General features: G+C 63.5%; 12 protein-coding genes and 1 pseudogene. 8 read left to right on the plus strand and 5 right to left on the minus strand.

The window, feature by feature from the left end; all coding sequences use genetic code 11:
- Positions 1-11: 11 nt before the first annotated feature.
- A complete protein-coding gene (locus tag AKJ09_RS50135; RefSeq protein ID WP_146654968.1) occupies positions 12-1,280 on the minus strand; it encodes an SIR2 family protein in 1,269 nt (422 codons plus the stop codon).
- 192 nt (positions 1,281-1,472) lie between these two features.
- The gene (locus tag AKJ09_RS50140; RefSeq protein ID WP_146654969.1) at positions 1,473-2,180 is read right to left on the minus strand and encodes a hypothetical protein; all 708 of its coding nucleotides are present in this window, start codon (positions 2,178-2,180) and stop codon (positions 1,473-1,475) included.
- Positions 2,181-2,657: 477 nt separating this feature from the next.
- Between AKJ09_RS50140 and AKJ09_RS50145 the strand changes: the two genes are divergently transcribed.
- The 7 genes and pseudogenes from AKJ09_RS50145 to AKJ09_RS50175 all read left to right on the plus strand — a co-directional run.
- Positions 2,658-3,965 (plus strand): hypothetical protein, encoded by a 1,308-nt coding sequence (locus AKJ09_RS50145; protein WP_146654970.1) that lies wholly within the window; start codon positions 2,658-2,660, stop codon positions 3,963-3,965.
- Positions 3,966-4,188: 223 nt separating this feature from the next.
- Positions 4,189-7,671, plus strand: coding sequence for a type I restriction-modification system endonuclease (hsdR, locus tag AKJ09_RS50150; RefSeq protein ID WP_146654971.1), 3,483 nt, complete (start codon positions 4,189-4,191; stop codon positions 7,669-7,671).
- 293 nt (positions 7,672-7,964) lie between these two features.
- Positions 7,965-9,383, plus strand: a complete 1,419-nt coding sequence (locus AKJ09_RS50155; protein WP_146654972.1) for a type I restriction-modification system subunit M — start codon at positions 7,965-7,967, stop codon at positions 9,381-9,383.
- Positions 9,380-10,939: a restriction endonuclease subunit S gene (locus AKJ09_RS50160; protein WP_275936723.1), complete on the plus strand. Its 1,560-nt coding sequence runs from the start codon at positions 9,380-9,382 to the stop codon at positions 10,937-10,939. Before AKJ09_RS50155 ends, AKJ09_RS50160 begins: the two co-directional genes overlap by 4 nt.
- Before the next feature lie 2 nt (positions 10,940-10,941).
- Entirely contained in the window at positions 10,942-12,105 is a 1,164-nt protein-coding gene (locus tag AKJ09_RS50165) for an AAA family ATPase (protein WP_146654974.1), read from the plus strand.
- Between the two features lie 595 nt (positions 12,106-12,700).
- Positions 12,701-13,624, plus strand: coding sequence for a restriction endonuclease (locus AKJ09_RS50170; RefSeq protein WP_146654975.1), 924 nt, complete (start codon positions 12,701-12,703; stop codon positions 13,622-13,624).
- Positions 13,625-13,729: 105 nt separating this feature from the next.
- Positions 13,730-14,101, plus strand: a pseudogene (locus AKJ09_RS50175) (integrase core domain-containing protein); the annotation flags it as partial.
- A gap of 344 nt (positions 14,102-14,445) precedes the next feature.
- Here AKJ09_RS50175 and AKJ09_RS50180 read toward each other — a convergent pair.
- From AKJ09_RS50180 to AKJ09_RS50190, 3 genes are all read right to left on the minus strand, one after another.
- Complete coding sequence (locus AKJ09_RS50180; RefSeq protein ID WP_146654977.1) at positions 14,446-15,999, minus strand: serine/threonine protein kinase; 1,554 nt, start codon at positions 15,997-15,999, stop codon at positions 14,446-14,448.
- A gap of 716 nt (positions 16,000-16,715) precedes the next feature.
- The gene (locus AKJ09_RS50185) at positions 16,716-17,750 is read right to left on the minus strand and encodes an MBL fold metallo-hydrolase (protein ID WP_146654978.1); all 1,035 of its coding nucleotides are present in this window, start codon (positions 17,748-17,750) and stop codon (positions 16,716-16,718) included.
- 38 nt (positions 17,751-17,788) lie between these two features.
- Positions 17,789-18,154, minus strand: coding sequence for a hypothetical protein (locus tag AKJ09_RS50190; RefSeq protein WP_146654979.1), 366 nt, complete (start codon positions 18,152-18,154; stop codon positions 17,789-17,791).
- A gap of 257 nt (positions 18,155-18,411) precedes the next feature.
- Between AKJ09_RS50190 and AKJ09_RS50195 the strand changes: the two genes are divergently transcribed.
- Complete coding sequence (locus AKJ09_RS50195; protein ID WP_205634002.1) at positions 18,412-24,087, plus strand: sensor histidine kinase; 5,676 nt, start codon at positions 18,412-18,414, stop codon at positions 24,085-24,087.
- The last annotated feature ends 48 nt before the right edge of the window (positions 24,088-24,135 follow it).

Below are 24,135 nucleotides of genomic sequence, written 5' to 3' on the forward strand. Positions count from 1 at the left end.
TCGTTACGGCGTTACGGCCCCAGCCGGCGCCGCCCGGTGCTGCGCACCCATCGTAGGGCCTTCTCGGGAAGCGAGAGTCGGTTCCCGGACACTTCATCCAAGTATTGCGTCGCTCGCTGAGCGCGAAGCTCCACCCGAGCTGCGTAGGGAGCAAGGCAGGGTGGGAGGTTCGGGCATGGATCGACGAGCGTGAGCGTGCGTTGACGGCTGGCAGAAAGCCACGATTCAATAATATTGTTTATGTGAGCATCCCCCATACTGCATCCAATTATGGTGAGCGTGGTCACATCATCGAGTTTTCGCCGAAACAAATCGAGTAGCTCAGGTGGAGCATTTGACGAAAGCCGCCTGTCGAACTTGTACTGACCAGCAAGGACCGTACGACGTAGAAACTGCATCTGTCCATCATCGTCCTCGAATGCGATCTCGCCGACAACTCCTACCGGCCGACCATCTTCGATATACGCCAATTCCCGCTCGACGCGACGAAGCGCCTCGGTCCACCCAAATGCATCGTTTGTCGTTGGGCGAACGCGGACGTAGTCGAGGTCGTCGGTATGGGCAAACACATCGAGGGATCCGTGCAGCTTAACCAAGTTGATCCCTCTCTCGTTGGGAGAAAGGAATGTCAGGTTCCGCAGCAAGTCTCGGCGCATATAGTCAAACGACAGACGACCGATAACCTTCCCGCTTGCGTCACGACGGGGAAACTCGACAGAGGCCTCCGGAAACCCGACGCAAACAGGAATCCCGAGCTCTGCGCCCAAGATTTCAACACAGATGTCATGATTCAAGGAAAAGAACCAGGTTGGCGCATCCGAGCCAACAAGTCTTGCAAGTCCACGATAGTAGGAAACTCCTGCACGAAAGTACTGCGGATTGCGGGTATGACGCGCGACCAGGAGCTGCCCCACCATATGAGTAATAAACCCATATAGTCGACGATAGTGAAGCTGGCGCGATCTCACAATTGATGAGTCAAGATACCTTGTCTGCAACCAACCGATTATCTGCTCATAATGCCGCCCCGCGTCAGAGAGCACGGGCTCAAACTCGTTAAGAACATCCTCGGGCACCGGCGCGTTCGATCCGGCGTTGATCTCGCGCAGTTCAGCCGGAGTGAGCCACCGCGTCAGCTCCCTCGTCAGCTCCCAAACGAGGGGCATCCCCATCTCGTACGAGAAGCCTGCACCAATGAAGTACATGCCAAGCTTTCTTGTCCCACTAGGAACTCGCGCCCTGTTGGCGTCCGAAGCTTCAGTCTCGCGGTCTTCAAGCATCTCCCCAGGATAGCCATCGCCAAGGCCCCGAGTGTTAACTTGTCGCCGCCTGCGCCCACGTAGTCAGGCGGTCCGAGACTTCAACGTGACCTTCTCCCTCGACATCCGCCGCCCTGGCAAAGAGCGGACGGTGATAGCCGGATAAATCCACTACGTCTGCGCGCCGGTGAGGGTGACCGTCTACCGCGGGAGCTACAAGATCAGTCCTAGCGCCACCACCGCGCGAGATCTGCCCGCGACGTTGCCGAGCAAGCCGCCAGGCATCGCAAAGCTCCGCGCGGTAATGGCTTGGGAGGCGCCCCCCACTCCTCCGACCATCGCCAGAAGGCCGACGGCGCCGGAGACTAACATGAGCAGCAGACCGAGTGCTGCGACGGCCCCACCGACGGCCTGCACCAGGCGGATCTTCCGCACGTCAGGATGGAACGCGGTCATCGTCGCGTGCAGACACGCGGCGGCTTCGGCATGAATTGCATGTGCCTCCGCATCGCTACGATGCGGGAGCGGCGGAGCGAACGCCTCGGGCTCAAACGCGCGGCGGACACCTAGCACTGCGTACATCTGATCCCGATCTTCGACCTCGGGTGCGTCGTTGCCGATCCGGTCGATGTCGGTCTCCCGCTCTTGGTGCGCTTCGAACTCGAGCTTCCAGGCGCGCAGCTGAGCCTCCTTCGCGGCCTGCTTCTCTGCTTGCTTCGTCCGAACCGCGTTCGTGCGTTCCCACTCGAGCCGACGGCGCTCTGCATCCCGCTCTGCGCGGATGCGTTCGCGCTCAGCGGCCCGTTCGGCGCGTACCATCTCACGCTCTACGGCCCGAACGTGCGCGGCCTGAACCTGGCGCTGCTGTCTACGAGCTTCGGCTACTGCGCGCTGATTCGCCTTCTCCATCTCGCGAACCATCGTCGCAAGGAACCCCTTTCGCCTTCCCACAGCACCTCCGATCGATCGACCAGCGTACGAAGACGAGTACTGTCCCGTCGAGACCGTTTCTCACGCTCTCGACGATTCGCAGGGAGATGTAGTCGACATTCCCATTCGACAGCTTCTTCGATGTGCGAAGACAGAACTCGGCCAATAGGAGCGTCCGTTAATACGCACGAGGCAATTCCCGCCCACTCGAGTTTCGGAAACTACGTGTTGACCGCAATGCCATCGCAGAACGCAACGAACGGCCGGCCACGCTCCGTGATTTGAGCCACCGAGCTGCCGAGAAGCGACACGCTGCCGCAGATCCGCGAGCGAAAGACCCCATCCGTGAAGTGGGTCTAAACGTGGGCGAATTCTCACCGTTCCCAATTTCGGAATCTTCGCCGATCCTGATCATTGGGCAATTTTGCCCGAACACCGGGGGCATGAATGAGGTGGTCGAAGCAAATCATGTGGGCCAGCGTGCTGTCGGTCGTGCTCGGTTCGACGGCGTGCGCCCCGATGAGCGTCGGCCCGCCCGTGGTCACGGAGGTTCCGAAGGGAAGCACGCAGCGCTCCTTCAGCAGTGGGTCGTCGGCCAACTCCGTCAGCCAGAACGGCACCGAGGTCGTCGTGCGCACGGTCGACCTCTGCAACGTGCAGCGGTTCGACACCATCGAGCGGACCACGATCCGAGAGCACAAGAACGAAGCCCCTCAGAACGAGTGGTGGGCCGGCATCGGCGGAGCCGCACTCGTTGGCCTCGGTGCACTCAGTGTTGCCAGCCCCGCGACCGTCCAGCCCAAGGACGGATCCGTTTCCCAGACGGAGGTTCGCGGGACCGGCTACGCGCTCATTGGCGTTGGGGCGCTCTTGCTGGCGGTACCCGTCATCGACTCGATTCGAGAGCACAGCATCGCCGAGAAGAAGGTCGAAAAGGTCGTAGAGCCGGGGCCCCTTTTGGGGCGGAACGTCGCGTGCGGCGTCGCCCAAGGCGAGCATCCGGTGCTGGCCCGATTTCCGGGGGGAAGAGAGCTCGCGCTCGGAACCACCGACTCAACCGGCGCCCTGCGAGTCAATCTCTCGGAGAAGACGCCGTCCGATTGGCGCTTCCTGCGAGATAGCGTGGTGACGGTTGTCGCCGATGGCCGCGACGTCGGCGATGCGTCGCTTACCGCGATCTACGACGAACGTGACGCCGAGGCGTGGCGCGTTGCTTCTGCCTCGAGCTCCTGTGAAACGGCACTCGAAGAGAGCGCATGCGGCGCGGAGCAGATCTACATCAACCACTACCCCACGGGCGCTCATGCAGCCGACGCTCGGCGCCTGATCGAGGCGGCAATCGAGCGACGTCGACTCGCCCGCGACGAGGCGGCGTGGAAGGAGCTCGACCTACGAGCCTGCCGAACGCCTGCCAAGCAGGAGATGGCGTTCATCGAGACGGCGTGCGCGCCGCTCGAACGCTACCTCGACGCGTTCCCCAATGGTCAGCACGTCGATGCCGTGCGCGCGGCCATGCTCCCGGCGCAAGCGACGTACGCGAGGTTGCAGGAGGCCCAAGAACGCCGCGCGGCCGCTGCCGTAAGCGCCGTTCCGGTGGGCGGCTTCATTCCGTACGAGGGCAATGGCGGGGGCCCGACGTTGTGCTCCGACGGCTCCTGGTCTCATTCGAGCGGTCGCGGAACGTGCTCTCACCACGGAGGCATCGCCGGCGGTGGGGGAAGCCGATCGTCGGGAGGCCATCGCTCGTCCGGCGGGCATCGGAGCAAGCGGCGATGACCGAACGGGGTCGTCGACACGACGTGCGCCACACGTCAACCCCCTGCGGGGGTATCGGACGACGATTGGTCGTACGCTGTCCGGTAGCCTGCGGCGTCTCTCGAGGGCGCGCGACTACCCCGCTGGTCGCAGTAGCCGCTAAACTGCAAGCATTGGGGGACTCCCCAACGACCTTCCGCCTTTCTCAGCGCAGGTACACCTCGCGGTACCACTTGGTCCTCACGTGAACACCACGCCCTCAGCCAACTTCGCCTATCTCGCGCATCACGATGCTCGTCTCGTCGCGCTTGCGACGCAGGCCGAAGAAGTCTTCGCCAGCGATCCGCCGACGAGCATCGCCAAGCTTCGGCTCTTCGCGGAGGTGCTCGCGAAGCGCGCGGCGGCGAAGGTGGGGCTACTCCCCCTCCCCAACGAGACGCAGCAGACGCTCGTTGATCGGCTGTTCGACAAGAGCGTCATCGGCGCGACGCAGCGAACGATCTTTCACGACCTGAGGCGCGCGGGGAATGCGGCGGTTCACGAGAATCGCGGCGACGCCAACGAGGCGCTGCACCAGCTGCGGATGGCGCGTGAGCTGGCGGTTTGGTTCCAGCGAAGCTTCGGGAACAATCGCAAGTTCGATCCTGGGCCGTTCATTCCGCCTTCGGCGCCGAAGAAGGTCGAGACCGCGGCCCCGGCGCTTCATGATGAGCTCACCCGTCTGCGCGCGCAGCTCGATGCGCGAGCGAAAGAGGCCGCGGCGGCGCAGGCGCAGATCGAGGCGATTCGACTCGACGCCGAGAAGGAGGCGAAGCAACGCCTCTCTGCCGAGGAGCGCGCGACCAAGGCTCGCGAGGACGCGGCCATCTGGCAGGCCCTCGCCGACGAGCAGGTTCGTGCGAGCAACGAAGCGGCGTCGACGCGCACGAAGGAGCTCGAAGAGCAGAACAAGAAACTCCTGCAGGAGCTCGCGGCTCTCCAGGCCGCCGCCGAGAAGGCTGCCGCCCCGACCGTCCTCGAGACCATCAAGCGGGCCGGCGAAGCGAGCGAAGCCATCGAGCTCGACGAGGCCGCAACGCGCCGGATCATCGACAGGCAGCTGCGCGACGCGGGCTGGGAGGTCGATTCCGAGAACCTCACGTTCGAGCGCGGTGCTCGCCCGGCAAAGGGGAAGAACTTCGCCATCGCCGAGTGGCCCACGCTCACCGACGGAAAGGAGGGCTGGGCCGATTATGTGCTCTTCGCTGGCCTTCAGGTCGTTGGCGTCGTCGAGGCGAAACGGAAGCACAAGGATGTCCTCGGCGTCATCCCGCAGGCCAAGCGCTATTCGGCGGGATACGTAATCAAGGCCGACGAAGCGCTCGTTGACGGTGCGCCGTGGGGAGTCCACAAGGTCCCGTTCCTGTTCGCCACGAACGGGCGGCCCTTCCTCCGCCAACTGAAGACCAAGAGCGGCATCTGGTTTCTCGATGCGCGGCGCGCGCAGAACCACCCTGTGGCGCTCGAAGGCTGGTACACGCCCGAGGGCCTCCTCGATCTGCTGAAGCAGAACGTCGACGACGCGCACGCGAAGCTCAAGGTCGAGCCGATGCCGTACATCGACCGCGACTACCAGCGGCGCGCCATCCTCGCCGTCGAAGGCGGGCTCGAAGAAGGCAAGCGCGAGTTGCTCGTCGCGATGGCGACGGGCACCGGCAAGACGCGCACGTGTATCGGCCTCTGCTATCGGCTCCTGAAGTCAAAGCGCTTTCGGCGCATCCTCTTCCTCGTCGATCGGAGCGCCCTCGGCGAGCAGACCGCGAACGCGCTCAAGGACCTACGCCTCGAAAACCTCCAAACCTTCACCGACATCTTCGAGGTAAAGGAGCTCGCCGACCTCAAGCCGAACCGCGAGACCAAGCTCCAAATCGCGACCATCCAGGCGATGACGAAGCGCGTGCTCGGCCCCTTCGAGGGCGACGCCGAGGAGCGCATTCCGCCCGTGGACCAGTACGACTGCATCGTCGTCGACGAGTGCCACCGCGGCTACCTGCTCGATCGCGAGATGAGCGATCGCGAGATGCTCTTCCGTGACGAGGACGACTACATCTCCAAGTACCGCCGCGTGCTCGACCACTTCGACGCGGTGAAGGTCGGGCTCACCGCGACGCCCGCTCTCCACACCAAGGAGATCTTCGGCGCGCCGGTCTTCTCGTACTCGTATCGAGAGGCGGTGGTCGACGGCTTCCTCGTCGACCACGAGCCGCCGATCCGCATCGTGACGAAGCTCGCGCAGGACGGCATTCGCTACGACGCGCGCGACGAGGTGCTCGTCCTCGATCGGAACTCGCAGACGCTCAAGAAGGAGGAGCTGCCCGACGAGGTGAAGTTCGACGTTGAGGCCTTCAACCGACGCGTCATCACCGAGGGCTTCAACCGCGCCGTCATCGGCGAGCTCGTCAACCACATCGATCCCGAGCAAGACGAGAAGACGCTCGTCTTCTGCGCGACCGACGAGCATGCGGACATGGTCATCCTCCTGTTGAAGGAGGCGCTCGCCGCGAAGTACGGAAGCGTGGACGACGACGCGGTTGCCAAGATCACCGGCGCCACCGACCGCTATCTCGAGGTCATCCGTCGCTACCGGAACGAGCGGCATCCGAACATCGCGGTGACGGTCGACCTCCTCACCACGGGCGTCGACATCCCGAAGATCGCAAACCTCGTATTTCTGCGACGCGTGCGAAGCCGCATCCTCTACGAGCAGATGCTCGGGCGCGCGACGCGTCTTTGTCCCGAGATCGGCAAAGAGCGCTTCCGCATCTTTGACGCCGTCGACCTCTACTCCAAGCTCCAAGACGTGACCGACATGAAGCCGGTCGTCGTCAATCCGCTCGTAACCTTCGAGCAGCTCGTGAAGGAGGTGCTCGAAAGCAAGGAAGAGGAGATGCGCCTCGCTGCGCTCGAGGAGCTCCTCGCCAAGCTTCAGCGCAAGAAGCGCGCGCTCAAGGGCGAGAACGAAGACCGCTTGCAAACCGCCGCGGGGATGAGCCTTGGCGAGCTCGCGTCGTTCCTGAAGACGAACCGCGTGGGAGACGTCGCCAACTATCTCCGCGAACACCCGGCGCTGGCGCCGTTCTTGGATCGGACGACGGGAGCGGGCGGGTACAAGACCATCGTGTCCGAGCACGTCGACGAGGTCCGCGAGGTGACCCGCGGCTACGGCCGTCACGGGAGCAAGCCGCCGGCCGACTACCTCGACGCGTTCCGCACCTTCCTCGCGTCGAACATGAACCGCCTCCCTGCGCTCCTCGTCGTCACCCAGCGCCCGCGCGAGCTGACGCGCGAAGATCTCCGGCAACTCAAGCTCGCGCTCGATGAAGAGGGGTTCAACGAAGCCTCCGTGCAGACCGCGTGGCGTGATCAGAAGAGCGAAGACATCGCCGCCACCATCGTGGGCTACATCCGGCAACTCGCCCTGGGCTCGCCCCTCGTGCCCTACGCCGAGCGCGTGGATCGCGCCGTCGCGCGCCTGCGCAAGGCGCGTGCCTTCACCGATCCGCAGGTGAAGTGGCTCGAACGCATCGCCAAGCAGATGAAGCATGAGACCGTCGTCGACAAGGCCGCGCTCGACGCCGGACAATTCAAAAGCGACGGCGGCTTCACCCGCCTGAACAAGGTCTTCGACGGCTCGCTCGAAACCCTACTCGGCGACCTGGCGGACGAAGTATGGAAGGACGCGGGATGACCGCTCCGGAGCTCTACTGCTTTCGATGTGCAGAACCGATGCGTCGCGACAGCAACGGCGAGCTCGGATGCGCGCCGGGCGCGATGGGACTTTCGAAGGACGTCGAGAGGGCCTTGCTCGAACGGTTCGCGACCCGTGTTGCTTCGAGCGCTGTTGCTCCAGCCGCGCGCGAGGCGTGGTACTGCCCCGGGTGCCGGTCGCCGCTTTCCGCCGAGATGGTCTGCCCCCGGTGCGAAGTTTCACTTCACGATCTCGTGTTCCAGCTCGTCGAGCTTCATCCCCATCGATAGGCCATGCCCAGTACCCAAGACATCGTTCAGAAGCTCTGGAACCTTTGCAACGTCCTGCGTGACGACGGCATCACGTACCACCAGTACGTCACCGAGCTCACGTACCTGCTCTTCCTCAAGATGGCGAAGGAGACGGAGACCGAGACACAGATCCCGAAGGCGTACCGTTGGGACGAGCTCGCGAAGCGAGACGGCATCGAGCTGCTCAATTTCTACAAAAAGCTCCTCGTCGATTTGGGCAGCGATGGTTCGTCTCGCGTGGGCGCGATCTACGCAAACGCGTCAACATCGCTCCGTCAGCCCCGCCACCTCAAACAGGTGGTGACCGACATCGACGCGCTCGACTGGTACAGCGCGAAGGAAGAAGGCCTCGGCAATCTCTACGAAGGCCTTCTCGAGAAGAACGCCGAGGACACGAAGAGTGGCGCGGGTCAGTACTTCACGCCCCGCCCGCTCATCGAGAGCATGGTGGAGCTCATCAAGCCCCTCGCGGGCGAGCGCGTGCAAGATCCCGCCGTCGGGACGGGTGGCTTTCTCATCAACGCCGACCGCTACATCAAGACGCAGACCGACGATCTCCACGATCTGCCGGCGGCAAAGCAGAAGTTCCAAAAGCAGGAGGCGTTCTACGGCGTCGAACTCGTGCCCGACACGCATCGCTTGGCGCTCATGAACGCGATGCTCCACGACATCGAGGGCGACATCCTTCTCGGCGACACGCTCGGCCCAACGGGCGCGGGCCTCCAGAAGGCGGACGTCATCCTGACGAACCCGCCTTTTGGCACGAAGAAGGGTGGCGGCGGCGCGACGCGCGATGACATCACGTTCCCGACGAGCAACAAGCAGCTCGTGTTCTTGCAGCACATCTACCGAGGCCTCAGGCCGGGTGGCCGCGCGGCGGTGGTGCTGCCGGACAACGTGCTGTTCGAGGATGGCGTCGGCCAGAAGGTTCGCGCCGACCTGATGGATAAGTGCGATTTGCACACGATCCTGCGCTTGCCGACCGGCATCTTCTACGCGCAAGGCGTGAAAACGAACGTGCTCTTCTTCACGCGCGGCGCGAAGGACAAGGACAACACGAAGGCGGTCTGGTTCTTTGACATGCGGACGAACGCGCCAAGCTTCGGCAAGCGCACTCCGCTCACCCGGGCGCACTTCGCGGAGTTCGAGAAAGCATACGGCAGCGATCCACTGGCGAAGAGCAAGCGGAAGGACCAAGGCGAGGCGGGGAGGTTCCGGAAATTCACGCGCGAGGAGATCGCCAAGCGCGAAGACAACCTCGATGTGTCGTGGCTCAAGGACGACAGTGTGACCGACCACGCCGACCTAGCGGAGCCTGACGTCATTGCGGCGGAGATCGTCTCGCAGCTCCAGACGGCGCTCGAGGAGATGCAGGCATTGCAAGAGGAGCTCGGAGCGTGACCGGGCGGCTTCCGAAAGGTTGGAGCCGAGCACGAGTGGACGACTTGGCGGCCCTCGTCCAGTACGGCTCCTCCTCAAAGACCTCCGAGGATGAGGCCGGAATCCCTGTCCTCCGGATGGGGAACATCGTGGATGGGCGTCTGGTCTTTGAAGGACTGAAGTACCTTCCACACAAGCACGAGGAGTTTCCCGAGCTTCTCCTGAAGCCCGGCGATGTGCTCTTCAATCGAACCAATAGCCCCGAGCTGGTTGGCAAGACCGCCGTGTTCACGGCCGAGCATCCTTCGCCATGCTCGTTCGCATCGTATCTTATTCGACTACGGTTTCGAGAATACGAACCAAACCTATTTGCCGCATATCTAAACTCCACGCATGGGCGCGCGTGGATTCGCTCGTGCGTCACGCAACAGGTCGGGCAAGCCAACGTCAGTGGGGGCAAGCTAAAGGAACTTGAGATTCCCGTACCTCCCCTCAACGAGCAGCGTCGGATCGTCGCGAAGCTCGAAACACTCCGGGCGCGGAGCAGTCGCGCGCGTGAGGCGCTCGACGCCGTGCCAGCGCTACTCGAGAAGCTCCGCCAGTCGATCCTCGCAGCGGCCTTCCGCGGCGACCTCACGAGGCACTGGCGCGCCAAGAACAAGGACGTCGAGCCGGCCTCGAAGCTCCTCGAGCGCATCCGCATCGAACGCCGCAAGAAGTGGGAAGAGTCCGAGCTCGCCAAGCTAAAGGCGAAAGGCAAGGCCCCCACCGACGATAGGTGGAAGTCGAAGTACACGGACCCCGAGCGAGTCGATACGACAAGGCTCCCCGACCTGCCCGAGGGCTGGTGCTGGGCAGCCTGGCAAGAGGTCGGGTTCTCCCAAAACGGTCGTGCCTTTCCGAGTTCAGAGTACGCGGAGGATGGCGAGAAACTTCTACGCCCCGGCAATCTGCACGTGTCTGGGAAGCTCGAGTGGACTCAGGCGAATACACGGCGAATGCCACGGCGCTGGGCAGAGGAGTATCCGGACTTCGTTGTCGGCGGGAACGAGCTCGTGATGAACCTGACCGCTCAATCGCTGAAGGACGAGTTCCTTGGCCGCGTGTGTCTGTCAGGACCTGAAGAGCGGTGCCTGCTGAACCAGCGCATCGCGCGACTTACACCAATCGGGCTGCCGCCACGCTATTGGCTCTGGTTCTTCAAGTCGCCGATGTTCCGCCGGCACGTGGATACGCTCAACACTGGGAGCCTGATCCAGCATATGTTCACAAGCCAGTTGGACGAGTTCGCTGTCCCGATCATGCCGCTCGCGGAGGCGAACTTGCTAATTGAGCTGCTGAGCGAGCGACTCGAAGGCGCCCGAGCGACGATGATGCTTGTCAAGGAGCAAAGCGCCCGATTCCCCGAAATTGATCGCGCTATTCTTGCCAAGGCGTTCCGTGGCGAGCTCGTACCGCAGGACTCAAACGATGGGGCTGCACGTATTCCGAACGCCGGTCCGGATCCTGATCCAGGCAGCTCCGAGTTGCCGAATTCCGGAAAACGAACTCGAAACACGCGACGAAAGGCAAGCTGAAGATGCAGGGACGATTCACGCATCTAAGGCTAGGGAATTGGCGCAACTTCCAGACGGTCGACGTTTCACTCCAGTCTCGTGTCTTCGTCGTCGGTCCCAACGCTGCCGGGAAGTCCAACCTGCTTGACGCGTTTCGCTTTCTTCAGGAACTCGCAATTCAGGGAGGTGGCTTAGTCAACGCACTTCAAGGAAGTAACCGCGGTGGTATCCGGGCCGTTCGCTCGCTCCATTCGCGCAGCAATTCTGACGTTATGCTCTCTGTGACCGCGGAGGTGGACGACGAACCTTGGATGTATCGCCTCGTTCTTGAAGCCGATGGCACCTCGCAGAAGCCTGGCCCGGCACGCGTCGCCGAAGAACGTGTAGAGCACAATGGAAAGGTCGTCTTAAGCCGACCGAACGCGGCCGATAAGGCGGACCCAGAGCTCCTACTCGCGACTGCCCTCGAGCAGAGCTCGACAAACGCATCTTTTCGAGCGCTTCGTGACTTCCTGCGCTCGGCGGAATACATCCACGTCGTTCCTCAACTAGTGCGAATGCCTTCGCAGGGTGACGCCCGGCGTTTCGGAAAGGGTCTAGGTACAGGCCTGATCGCGGCAATGGGCGATGTCACGAAGAAGACTCGTGATGGTCGTCTGAAGCGAATCCAGAAGGCGCTCAAGACCGTCCTCCCCCAGTTCGAGGCGCTCGAGTGGTTCCAGGACAACAAAGGTATTCCTCATATACGAGCGAAGTACAAACACTGGCGTCCCAAAGGGGCATGGCAGCAGGAATCGACCTTTTCGGACGGCACGCTGCGTCTGATCGGTTTGCTCTGGTATCTCGATGAGGCTGGCGGACCACTGCTCCTCGAAGAGCCGGAGATGTCTCTACATCCCGCCGCCGTCCGCCAGCTTCCTCGGATCCTAGCGAACGTCGCGGCACGGAACACCCGTCAGGTAATCATGACGAGCCACTCAGCTGATCTCGTGGCCGATACGGGTATTGATCCCTCGGAGCTACTCGTCCTTCGCACAACGGGCTCCGAAACCACGGTGACTGTCGGGAGCGACCTCCAAGAGCTACGTGAGGCGGCCGAAGCAGATATGCCGCTCGCAACACATGTGGAAGCCTTGACGAGGCCGGAGGAGTACGCCCAGCTCGCTCTCTTCGGTGCTAAGACGTGATCACGGTCCTTGTCGAAGGAGACACTGACGTCCCCTTCGTAACTCAACTTTGCGTCGCAGCAGGTTTTGAGGTGAGAGCGCCCCGGGTGGCGAGGGGGAAGCCAAATCTTGATCCGCTGATACCGGGCTTCGGTCGCGCGGGCCGGGGCTCGCCCCATCTTGTCGTCCGAGACCTCGACGGCGACGCGGAGTGCCCCGCGACCTGGGTCGCCGCGAACGCCCCGCCGATTGCGGGTCCTTACTTCGCACTTCGCTTGGCAATTCGAGCCGTGGAGGCCTGGTTTCTCGCGGACCGGGCGAGTGCGGCGAGTGCGCTTCGGATAGCGGAGCACCGGATTCCGTCGCATCCAGACGCGGAAGCGGACCCGAAGCGAACGATCGTAGACCTCGCACGCACGTCTACCAAGCCGGCGGTGCGCAACGCGATTCTGCCGATCCCCGGCGGATCGCGTAAGACCGGCCCGGGCTATGAAGCGTGGCTTCTTGGTGCATCCACGACGTGGTCGCTGGAGCGCGCAATTGCGAACAGCCCTAGCTTGGCTCGTTCTCACAAGCGCCTGCGGGCGCTTCATGCCGCATGGAAAGCTAGTCAGCAATGACGGTTCCTACCTACGACCAGTTCATCGCGCCGTTGCTTCATTACCTCGCCCAGCGTCCCGACGGGGTGCGCACCGCCGACGCGCACGAGGCCATCGCCAACGCACTTGGCCTCACGCCTGACGATCGCGCTCAGCGCGTACCTAGCGGCGTTCAGCCGATCTACAAGAATCGCAACGGGTGGGCACACGACCGCCTAAAGCGTGCCGGACTTTCGACGAGCCCACGACAAGGCTTCTGGCGGCTCACGCCTGACGGTCAGAAGTACGCGGCCGCCAATCGCACCCTCTCCGACGAGGAGCTCGATCGACTCTCCAATGTCGACCGAAGCCTCCGCCTCCGGCCCAAAAAGGACGCGACCGACGACGCTGCATCAACGCCGGAACTTGGATCGACGACGAGCGCCAAGGCCAGCCCGGAGGAGCGCATAGAAGCTGCGCTCGCTGAGCTGCGAGACAGCGTTGGTCGCGACTTGCTCGAGAACATCGGTCGCGCCCCACCGGAGTTCTTTGAGCAGCTCGTTCTCGATCTTCTCCACGCGATGGGCTACGGCACGAGCCGCGCCGCTCTTCAGCGCGTTGGTGGTTCGGGCGACGGAGGAATTGATGGCATCATTTCACTCGACCGCCTCGGACTCGAAAAGGTCTATGTCCAGGCAAAGCGGTGGAAGAACACCGTCGGCAGCCCCGAGGTCCAGGGCTTCATGGGGGCTCTCCAACTCCAGGCGGCATCGAAAGGCGTATTCATCACCACGAGCGCGTTCACCCGCGACGCGAAGGAGGCCGCAGCACGAGCACGCGGAAGCATCGTCCTCGTCGACGGAGCACAGCTATCGACGCTGATGATGGATCACGGAGTCGGAGTGAGTCACAAGGCGCTTCGGGTTCCGAAGGTCGACGGCGACTACTTCGAGGACGTTTGAGGAAGCGGGTACCGCTACCGAAGTTCGCCCACCAGAGAACAAAGCCAGAGACGAGAGCAGGCGCCTTGATTCTTTTCCGGCCGTTCTGACTACAGCGGTTCCCACGTGAGCAAGCCCCACGTGCGCCCGCACGTCTCCAACGACAACCCGTACTCCGAGTCGGCTTTCAAGACGCTCAAGTATCGTCCCCGATTCCCCGACCGCTTCGGGAGCGAGCAAGATGCACGCGCCCACTGCCGTCGCGTCTTTGATTGGTACAACCACGAACATCGCCATGGCGGGCTCGGCCTCTCCACGCCGAACGAAGTCCATTGCGGCCTCGCCGCCGAGACACGCGAGCGTCGCTCCGCCACTCTCGACGCTGCGTTCCTCGCTCATCCCGAGCGCTTCCCGCGTGGCCGCCCCCTCCCACCTTCAATTCCGACCGAGGTGACGTGGCTCAGTAAACTCACGAACGGCGTGTCCCACACTCGTTGACAGCTTCCGTCGCGACGCGTCCGTCCCGTCACTTGGCACGAACTCTCCTCGAACAGATCCGCCGACGCCGGACCAGATCGACTCCTGCAGTCTTGCTCGGTTCCTGTCGATCGATATTCATAGCGATCGATGGGATGCGCGATAGGAGCAGACCGCTTCTCGCCTCGCGCACCGCCTGCGCCCACAACTCTTCAAGTGAAATCGCGAAAACATCAAGCCGAAAGCCGCGCCCGACGAGAGCTTCGAGAACGGGTGCGGGCGCACGACGGAGGTTTTGGGTATCAATGGCAACTGTCCTTCAGGGCACCGGAGGACGCTTGGGGGCTGCCGCGTTTACCCCCTCGTCAGCGCCGCCGGCGTCCGCGTCCGAAGTCGTACGCCTCCTCGCGCGCTACTGGAACTGGCGCGCGCTCCGCCGCCGCGTCCTTCACGAATACTTCGAAGCATTCCTCGAGCACGCCGGAGCCATCAAACCCGCGCTCTTTGTACTGGACCGCAGACAAGGCGCCCTTGTTCTTGCGGCGGTACAGCAACGCGTTCACGTTCTGTGCTCGGATAATATCGCCGATCACCTCATACCGGCCGCCAACGTTGTCCTCTGGGTCGCGACGCACGATGGGCTCCCGCTCCATCTCGACGAGTTGCAGTGTTCCGTATGGCAGCGGTTGGGCCACGAGCAGCAAATTGCCAAGCCAAATCCGCTTGTGCGTTCTGACCTCGATGCTTCCCCAGGCGATGGCTTCGTCCGACTCCGTCACGGGGACTACGGCGAGAGATATCCTCATCGTGGCATTGAGAAACCTCGCCTCGATGGCGCGGGCGTCGGCAATGGCGTTCTCGGGGGGTTCCTCGCTGACTGTGATCGACGTCGACGCATTGCTGAGCGAATCTAAATGAAGGCGTACCTGCGCGAAGAGGTTCTTCGCGGTGAACGCAACGAGCTCGCGGCGGTCCTGCAATTGCGCTCGCCGCTCGTCGGCTACACGCTGAACGTCGAGAGTCCGCTGTTTCGCAACTTCGACTTGCTGGGCTGCCTCTCGTGCCAGAGTGGCTAACCCCAGTGCAGGTTGTTCGACTGGGATGCGCGTGCGAACTTCGCCGAGCGCTCGGCGCAGCTCGGCCCATGATGCGAAGCGATCGTTCGCCTTCTTTTCCAGCATTTTGGCAACGACCCCGCCGAGAGCGACGGATACGTCGGTGACTTCGTTGAGGCGCGGCGGACGTTCATAACGGTGCTGACGGACGACATCTTCTCGCGAGCCATTGAAGGGCACGCGCAACGCTGTGAATTCGAACAGAACGATGCCGAGCGAGTATTGGTCAGCTCGTGCATCGACGGATTCGAGCATGCTCGACTCCGGGGCCTGGTACGCGGAACTTCCCCACCCTTTGAACGACTCGCTACGCGTTATCTCGCCGACGTACTTTGCGATTCCAAAGTCTCCGATCTTGAGCCGCTGCTCGTCGACGAAGATGTTCGCCGGCTTCAGGTCGCGGTGGATCACCTGCTGATTCACCGCTTCCAGGGCATCGACGAGTTGCAGCGCCATGGCGACGACTTCGGACTCAGTCCAGCGCGTGTTGGCCTGTTGCCGCTGCCGTATTTCGCGATCGATTGAACCTCCCGGAACATACTCGAATGCGATGAACGGCTTCGGATCATCGCCCCAATCGAGCACGCGAACGACGTTGGGGTGTTTAACGCGCGATGCAGCCTCTGCCTCCCTGAGAAATAGATGCTTCTCATCGAGATCGTCGAGCGGTGTCTTCAACGCGACGAGCACCGTCGGATCGTCGGATCGCCTGGCGAGGTGCACCGTCGCCATGCCGCCTCCGCCGAGCCGCTGTCCAGACAAGATGAATGACGCTTTCTGGCCCTGGTAGAGTTCGTCCGACATCCATCAGCGAGACTACTCGACCGAAGCGGCGCGGCAAGTGCCGCGGCGGGCGCGGTACGTCTTCTTCAAACATTCGCCGGGAGTCACGGCAGGACGAACGAGGTCCGCCACCTCGATTCGCGTCGGGGCGTGTTGTCGTCGCGACACTCATCGCGTGCGAGGCGACCTCGTCAGCCATTCGAGGGCGACCCGGATTGCCGGATTGCTGCTCCCATCCCCCGTCCTCGAAGTCGTCGTCCCGACCGGCGCCCCGCGGCTAGCACACACACTGACGCCATTGACTGCCGCGACCGCCAAGTTCATTCCGTCACTGGAAGCGCCAGCGAGCGACGACGCAGCGCACCGCCGGACTTGGACACATCCGAGGCGTCGCCGAGAACTGCCTTTGCCTAACCAATCATCTACCTCGTCGCGACCTCCGCCCAGCTCGGCAGATGGTCTGAGATCTGAAACGTGAACTCTCCTTCGACATCCGCCGCCCTGGAAAGAGCGGGCGGCGATCGCCCTGGTAGTTATCCACCACGCCGGGGCGGCCGGTGAAGTTCGTCGTATATCGAGGCAGTACAAGATCTGGTCGTAGCGCTTCTTCCGCGCGAGATCCGTCGTGACCTCCCCGAGCAATCCGCCGGGCACCGCGAAACTGCGCGCCGTCACCGCTTCGAACGCCGCTGATTTCACGCTGGCGGTCGAAAACGACGCCCGCGAAGTCATCCCGCTCACGGAGCGCGCAGGGCATAGAGCGAGCCGACGACGCTCGGCCCATAGTTGCCCGGCGCAAACGCATGCGCCAGCGCCGCCTTGGCGCGCCAGCCGGTGCAGTGCCCCGGCGCGACGAGGCGAGGCCTGACGCGATTTGCGAGGTCGTGGACGGTCGGCTCGATGCGCGGCTCCATCCCCGCGCCTGCCAGATGGTAGCCGCCGAGGATGACGTCGAGCGGCTCGCCCCCGAACGCGTCCCGCGCGCCGAGGGCTGCGTTGACGACGCCGGCGTGCGAGCACGGCGAGAGCACACTGACGCCGCGGCCGCGCACGTGCGCCGCGAGGAATCGCTCGTCGAGGATCAAGGGATCCGGCACCGCGTGCCCGTCGCGCAGCGTGTGGTGCCCGACGAACCCCGTCTCGTACAACGTCACGCGCGCGATCTCGCCGCTGACGAAGAAGAAGCCCGCAAGGACGTGCGCCTCGGCGTGCTTCGTGACGCGCCCGCCGGCGCGCTCGATCGCCTCGAACGTTGGCTCCGGGTCGAGCAGCACCAGCGTCCCGGCAGGGGTCATGGTGCCACGCTGGTCGGGCCGGTCGGGGTGGAGATCGACGAGCGGTGGCGGGAGCCCTTCGTCGAGACGGGACCGCGTGATGGCAGCCACCACCCCCGGGAGCCCGCCGCTGTGGTCCGCGTGCCAGTGCGAGAGGCACACCGCTTCGATGGACGCGAGCCGGACGCCGAGCCGACGCGCGTTCTCCAGCCAGAGCTCGGCGGAGGGGCCGACGTCGAAGAGGACCGAGCGCTCTTCGGAGCCGCGTCGCCCGGTGACCAGCGCCGAGAAGCCGTGGCAGGCGAGGCACAGATGCCCCCAGGGCTCGACGCTGTCATGGCCGTCCTTGGGCGCAAGATGGGGAACACGCGCGACCAGTCGCCCGAGCTCGGGAAGCTGCGGCACGCCTTTATCCACGCTGGAGAGCGTGTCGCTCTCGTTGTCCACGAGGACGAGCAGGTCCAGCGCGTCGAGCGCCGCGATCTCCACAGGATTCATGGCTCTCTCCTGCCGGCTGGCGCGCCAGCCCACGAAGATCACTTCACCATGTCATTGATGATGCGTAGCGGACTGAGCGGACCTAGCGGGATATAGTCAAAGCCCAGCAAACCGGCCTGCCCCAGCGGGAACTTCTCCAACAGGTTTTTCGCCTCTTCCGGTGTGCTGGCGTTGACGATGAAGACCACACCCTTCCCGTCGGTGCGGAAGTACCACTGGTCGATCTTGCCCTCGAGATAGGCATTCACCGTGTCATGCACTTCATGCGGCATGATCTCGGCGCGCTGGGCGGGCGTCATGGGCGCGCCCATGAAATGGGAGATCGCCAGGATCTTCGTGGTAGGCACAGGCGGCAGCGGGCTCCGCGCTGAAGCTGCGCCCTCGGGGGTGCTCGGGTCCTTCATGGCAGTAGCTCCTTATTCATCGTGGAGTCGCGCATGCTCTCTGCCAGGCTCGGCTTCGCCATGATTGCGCGAGGGCTTTCTTCCTGCCCCGCCAGTACACACAGCACGCTGCGTACCCGCGCCAAACTCTGCGACACCGAGACGGAGGCTCGTCCGCCCGCACAAGCGCTGCCGAGTTGCCGAAATCGCGAAGTGACGGGGCGTTCCTCGTGGAAGCGGCACGCCGAATGAATGGCCATGTTTTCGGCACGGTGCCGATGCCTGAACGCTACACCATTGCGGAGCGGCTCTCGGTGGGAGGTACGGCCGCTTTCTATCGCGCGACACGGAATTCCGATCGACGTCCGGTGGTGCTCAAGGTGCTCGACCCGCAGCGGAGCCGACCGATCGACCTCGAACAAATGAAGCACGAGTACGAGCTCGGGAAGCTCTTCGACTCGCAGGCGGTCATCAAGCCGCTCGCTCTCGAGACCTACGAAGGCATGCCTGCTCTCGTCCTCGAGGACTTCAGGGGATGCTCGCTCGACCGTCTCCTTGGAGCGGCGACGGGACCGATGGGAATCGAGCAGTTCCTGCTACTGGCATCGCGCATCGTGGCCGCGGTGGCGGAGCTCCATCGCAAGGACGTGGTCCACAAGGACTTGAAACCGAGCAATATCTTCGTCAACTCGGAGACGGGCGAGGTGAAGATCGCCGATCTCGGCGTCGCCGCACGGCTCCCACGTCAGCATGTCGCCGTGCAGTTGCCGGGTCGGATCGAAGGCTCGCTGCCGTACTTGTCGCCGGAGCAGGCGGGACGGATGAACCGACCCGTCGACAGTCGTTCCGATCTCTACACCCTCGGCGTCACGTTCTACGAGATGCTGACTGCTCAGCTCCCGTTCTCGGCAAAAGACCCGCTCGAATGGGTGCACTGCCACGTCGCGCGTGCGCCGCGACCTCCGCGTGAGCTCGTCCCGGAGATCCCGCCCGTCCTCTCGAACATCGTGCTCAAGCTGCTCGCGAAGATGGGGGAAGACCGTTACCAAACCGCACGCGGCCTCCAGCACGACCTCGAGCGCTGCCTTCGTTCCTTTCGACGCTACGGAGAGCTGTCCGCGTGCCCTCTCGGCGAAAACGACATCTCGGACCGATTCGAGGTCGTCCCGAAGCTCTATGGGCGCGAAGCGCAGGTCGCCGAGCTGCGCGGAGCATTCGACACGGTCGTGCAAACAGGGACTCCCGAGCTCGTCCTCGTGTCGGGATATTCGGGTATCGGCAAATCGGCACTCGTCCGCGAGCTCTATCGCCCGATCGTGCGCCAGAACGGATTCTTCGCGTCGGGCAAGTTCGACCAATACAAGCGCGACATTCCTTACTCCACGTTCGCGCAGGCGTTCGCGGAGCTCGTCGAACAAATCCTCACGCAGAGCGAGGCGCAGCTGGCCGCCTGGAGGACGAAGCTTCTGTCTGCGCTCGGCTCGAACGCTCAGGTGATCATCGACGTCATTCCACAAGTCGCGCTCATCATCGGTCCGCAGCCGCCTGTTGCCGTGCTGCCCCCCCTCGAAGCGCAGAACCGATTCCACATCGTGTTCCGTCAATTCATCGGCGTCTTCGCGCGGAAGGAGCATCCACTCGCCTTGTTCCTCGACGATCTGCAGTGGATCGATTCGGGGAGCCTCGAGCTGATCGAGCACGTCATGAGCCATCAGCACTCGATGCACCTGCTGCTTCTCGGGGCCTATCGCGACAACGAAATCGGTCCATCGCATCCGCTCGTCCTCGGACTCGACAAGATTCGCAAAGACGGCGGAATCGTCCGCGACATCGTGCTCACCCCCCTTCTGGTCGAGCACATCGTGCAGTTCGTCGCCGACACTCTCCGATGCTCCCTCGCTCGCGCAGCGCCGCTCGCGCACCTGGTCCACGAAAAGACGTCCGGCAATCCGTTCTTCGCCATCCAGTTTCTGACGACGCTCTATCAGGAAGGCCTCGTGACGTTCGACTGGAGCCTCGCCGAATGGGGCTGGGACCTCGAAAAGATCCACCAGAAGGGCTTCACGGACAACGTCCTCGAGCTCATGGCACGCAAGCTACGGAGGCTCGGGCCCGCCGCGCAGGACGCGTTGAAACTCGCGGCCTGCGTGGGCAACACGACCGACCTCCGCACGTTGGCGGTCATCTCCAAGCAATCGGAGAGTGACACCGAGCGCGACCTCTCGGTGGCGGTCCAGGAAGGTCTCATGTTGCAGACGGGCCGCGTCTACACGTTCTTGCACGATCGTGTCCAACAGGCGGCGTACGCGCTCATTGCCGACGACGAGAAGAGGCAGGCCCACCTCGAGATCGGACGCCTTCTGCTCGCGAGCCTCGCAGTCGAGGTCGAGGAGAACGTCTTCGACGTCGTCAGTCAGCTCAATCACGGCATCGAGCTCATCACCGATGAACGAGAGAAGGACACGCTCGCGCGGCTGAATCTCGTCGCGGGGAAGAAAGCGAAGTCGGCCATCGCGTACTCGTCGGCGAGGAACTTCCTGGCCGTGGCGACTTCGCTGCTGACGGAAGACGCCTGGGAAGCAGGCTACGATCTCGCCTTCTCTGCCTACATGGAGCGCGCGGAGTGCGAGTATCTCTCCGGCTCGTTCGAGTCTGCCGAGAGCATGTTCGACTTACTTTCGGGCAAAGCGAAGTCGGACTTCGACCAGGCGAGGATCTACGAGCTTCGCTTGAAGCTCTATCAGGTCGCCGGCAAATACGACGACGCCGTTGCCATCGCACTTCGAGCTCTCCGGCTCTTCGGCGTGGAGGTACCCGACGACGACGACGTTCTCCGCGAAGCAACCCGAGCCGCTGCTGACGCCGTGAAGGTGAACCTGGCCGGTCGCGCGATCTCCGACCTCGCGGACGGGGCCGAGGCAACGGATCCGCGTATACGCGCGATCATCGGTCTGCTCGCGAACGTCGCTCCGCCTGCCTATATCGGAAGCCGTCCGCAGATCTTTCCGTTCATCATCCTCGAGCTCGTCAACTACTCACTGAAGTACGGCCAGACCTCCGAGTCGTGTATGGGATACAGCGCATACGGCGTGATGCTCGTGTCGCTCTTCGACGACCCGTCTTCGGCCTATGCGTTTTCGGAGATGTCGATTCGACTGAATCAGAAACTCGGCGATATCAGCCGACGCGGGACCGTGCTCCACCTCCACGGCGACCACATCAACTTCTGGGTCAACCCGATTGCCACGGACTTTCCGATTCTCGAAAGAGGGTTTCTCGCGTGTCTCGATGCGGGTGACCTCGTCTTCGCGAGCTTCATTGCGTTCGAAATCGTCTGGCAGGCCGTGGAACGGGGTGACACGGTCGACGATGCCCTCGCCCTCTCGCGAAAGTATGCAGCATTCGCGCACGAGTCACGCAACGAGGCCGTCCATCAAACCATCCGCATCGAACAGCAGTTCCTCGCCTGCCTCAAAGGAGGGACGCGAGGAGCCACGACGTTCGACGACGAGACGTTCGACGAGAAATCCGCGCTCGACGTCATCAAAGGGGCTGCCTTCGGTTGCGGCGTGGTCTTCTTTCATACGATGAAGCTCATTGCGGCCTTCCTCGCGGAGGACGACAAGGCTGCGAGCTACCACGCAGCCGAAGCGAAGCGGACGCTCGCGGCGGCGATGGCGATGCCGATGGAGGCGACCTTCTACTATTTCGACGCGCTATTGCTCGCGCGGCGCTACACGAACGCAGGCGAAGAAGAGCGTCGCGAATTCCTCGAGACGCTGCGGACCCACCAGAAGAAGCTCGCGTTCTGGGCAACGAACAGCCCGGAGAACTTCCGGACAAAGCACGCGCTCGTGTCCGCCGAGATTGCCCGCGTGACCGGGGACGAGCTCGAGGCCGAGCGGCGGTACGAAGAAGCCATTCGAACGGCGCGAGCGAGCGGCTTTCCGCACTGGGAGGCACTCGCGAACGAGCTCGCCGGGAGGTTTCACCAGGCACGAGGCATGGATATCGTCGCCAAAGCCTACGTGCAGGAGGCGATGCACGCCTACGCCCGTTGGGGAGCCGACGCGAAAGTGACCGCGCTCGGACGCCGCTATCCACATCTGAAGGACTCTGGGGTCGTGGCTCCTGCCGCCACGTTCATCGCCCGCCCCGAGCAACTCGATCTGCTTTCGGTCGTAAAGGCTTCGCAGACCATTTCCGGCGTCATCGTCCAAGACGAGCTCGTTCACACGCTCCTCCGCGTCGTCCTCGAGGAGGGTGGCGCGCGGCGGGCACGGCTCATGCTCTCGCGACGGGGGGAGCTCGAGCTCGTGGCAGAGGCCTCGGCGGACGCGCCGGAGACGTCGGGGATCGATGGAGACGGGCCGCGGATGCCAGCCTCCGTGGTCGCTTACGTGCAACGAACCCAGGAACGCGTGGTGCTCGACGACGCGACGATCTCCGCGGGGCCGTTCTCGGGGGACGAGTACTTCGCACGCGCTCGTCCGCGATCGGTCCTCTGCGTGCCGATCCGCCGGCAAGCCGAAACGATAGCGCTGCTCTACTTGGAGAACGACCTCGTGCCGGGCGCGTTCACGCCCGAGCGCTTGCTCGCTCTCGAGTTGCTCGCAGCGCAGGCCGCGATCTCGCTCGAGAACGCGCTCCTGCTCGAACGCGAGCACGAGGGACGCCTCGAGGCCGAATCCGCGCGCCACCGGGCGCTGATGCTCGCCGAGGCGACGTCACTGATGTCGGCAACGTCCGACTACGGAGGCGTGTTCAACGCGTTGACGCAGCTGTGTGTGCGCTCGTTCGCCGACTGGGCGGTCATCGACCTCGTCCAGGGCGACCGCGTCGAACGGCTCGCGGGCGCGCACCACGACCCGGCGAAGGAACCACTCTTGCGCGAGCTGATGGAACGATACCCCATACGAGCGGGCGCCCGCGCGCCGGCGGCGAGCGTGCTCCAAACGGGAATGCCGCTTGCTCTCCCCGACATCGACCGCGAACAAGTGCGTGACTTTGCGGTCGACGACAATCACATCGACCTCGTCGAGCAACTGGGGACGCGAAGTGCCATCGTGGTGCCGCTCATTGCGCGCGATGTTCCGCTCGGGGCCCTCACATTGTCCTCGGCGAGGCCGCATCGCTTCGAGCCGGCCGATGTCGACCTCGCCGTGGAGCTCGGTCGGCGCGCTGCGCTCGCGCTGGACAACGCTCGCTTGCTTCATGACACGCAGTGGGCGCTCCACCTGCGGGAAGAGTTCCTCGACGTCGCCTCCCATGAGCTCAGAACACCCGCGACCGCGCTCAGACTCATGACGGAATCGCTGCTCCGGTCCGCGGCGACAGGAAGGTCGGTCTCGCCCGAGATGCTCGAGCGCTCGCTCCATCGCATCATGAACAAGGCCGTGCAGCTCGAGACCCTCAGCGGCGAGATGCTCGACGTCAGGCGGATCGACAAGGGCTCGTTCGAGATCCACGTGGTGGAGGTCGATCTCGACGCCCTCGTGCGCACGGTGGTTGGCCGTTTGGCTACGGCACTTTCGTACGCGCAGTGCTCGGTGTCGATCGCGAGTGACGGGCCAGTGATCGGGCACTGGGATCCGTCACGCCTCGAGGAGGCAATCGTGAACCTCCTTTCGAACGCGATGAAGTTCGGCGCACGCCGCCCGATCGAGATTCGCATCGGAAAGACGGAGGGCGTCGCGCGGCTTGCCATCAAGGATCACGGGATTGGAATCGAGCCGTCCCAGCTGCCGTACGTGTTCGAGCGCTTCGAGCGCGGCGTTCCCTTGGCTCACTACGGCGGCCTGGGGCTCGGCCTCTACATCGCTCGATGGATCGTTCGCGCGCATGGCGGCACCATCGACGTCGAGAGCACACCGGGGAAGGGGGCGTCCTTCATCATCGAGCTCCCCCGATTCCACCACGCCACATCGACGTCTTCGAGCGCGAACGCCAGCTAACGCTCCAGGCGTGACGCATGACCACGCGCGCCTCGACGTTGGCTTCGT

Source organism: Labilithrix luteola, from assembly GCF_001263205.1.
In the GTDB taxonomy this organism is placed as follows: domain Bacteria; phylum Myxococcota_A; class Polyangia; order Polyangiales; family Polyangiaceae; genus Labilithrix; species Labilithrix luteola.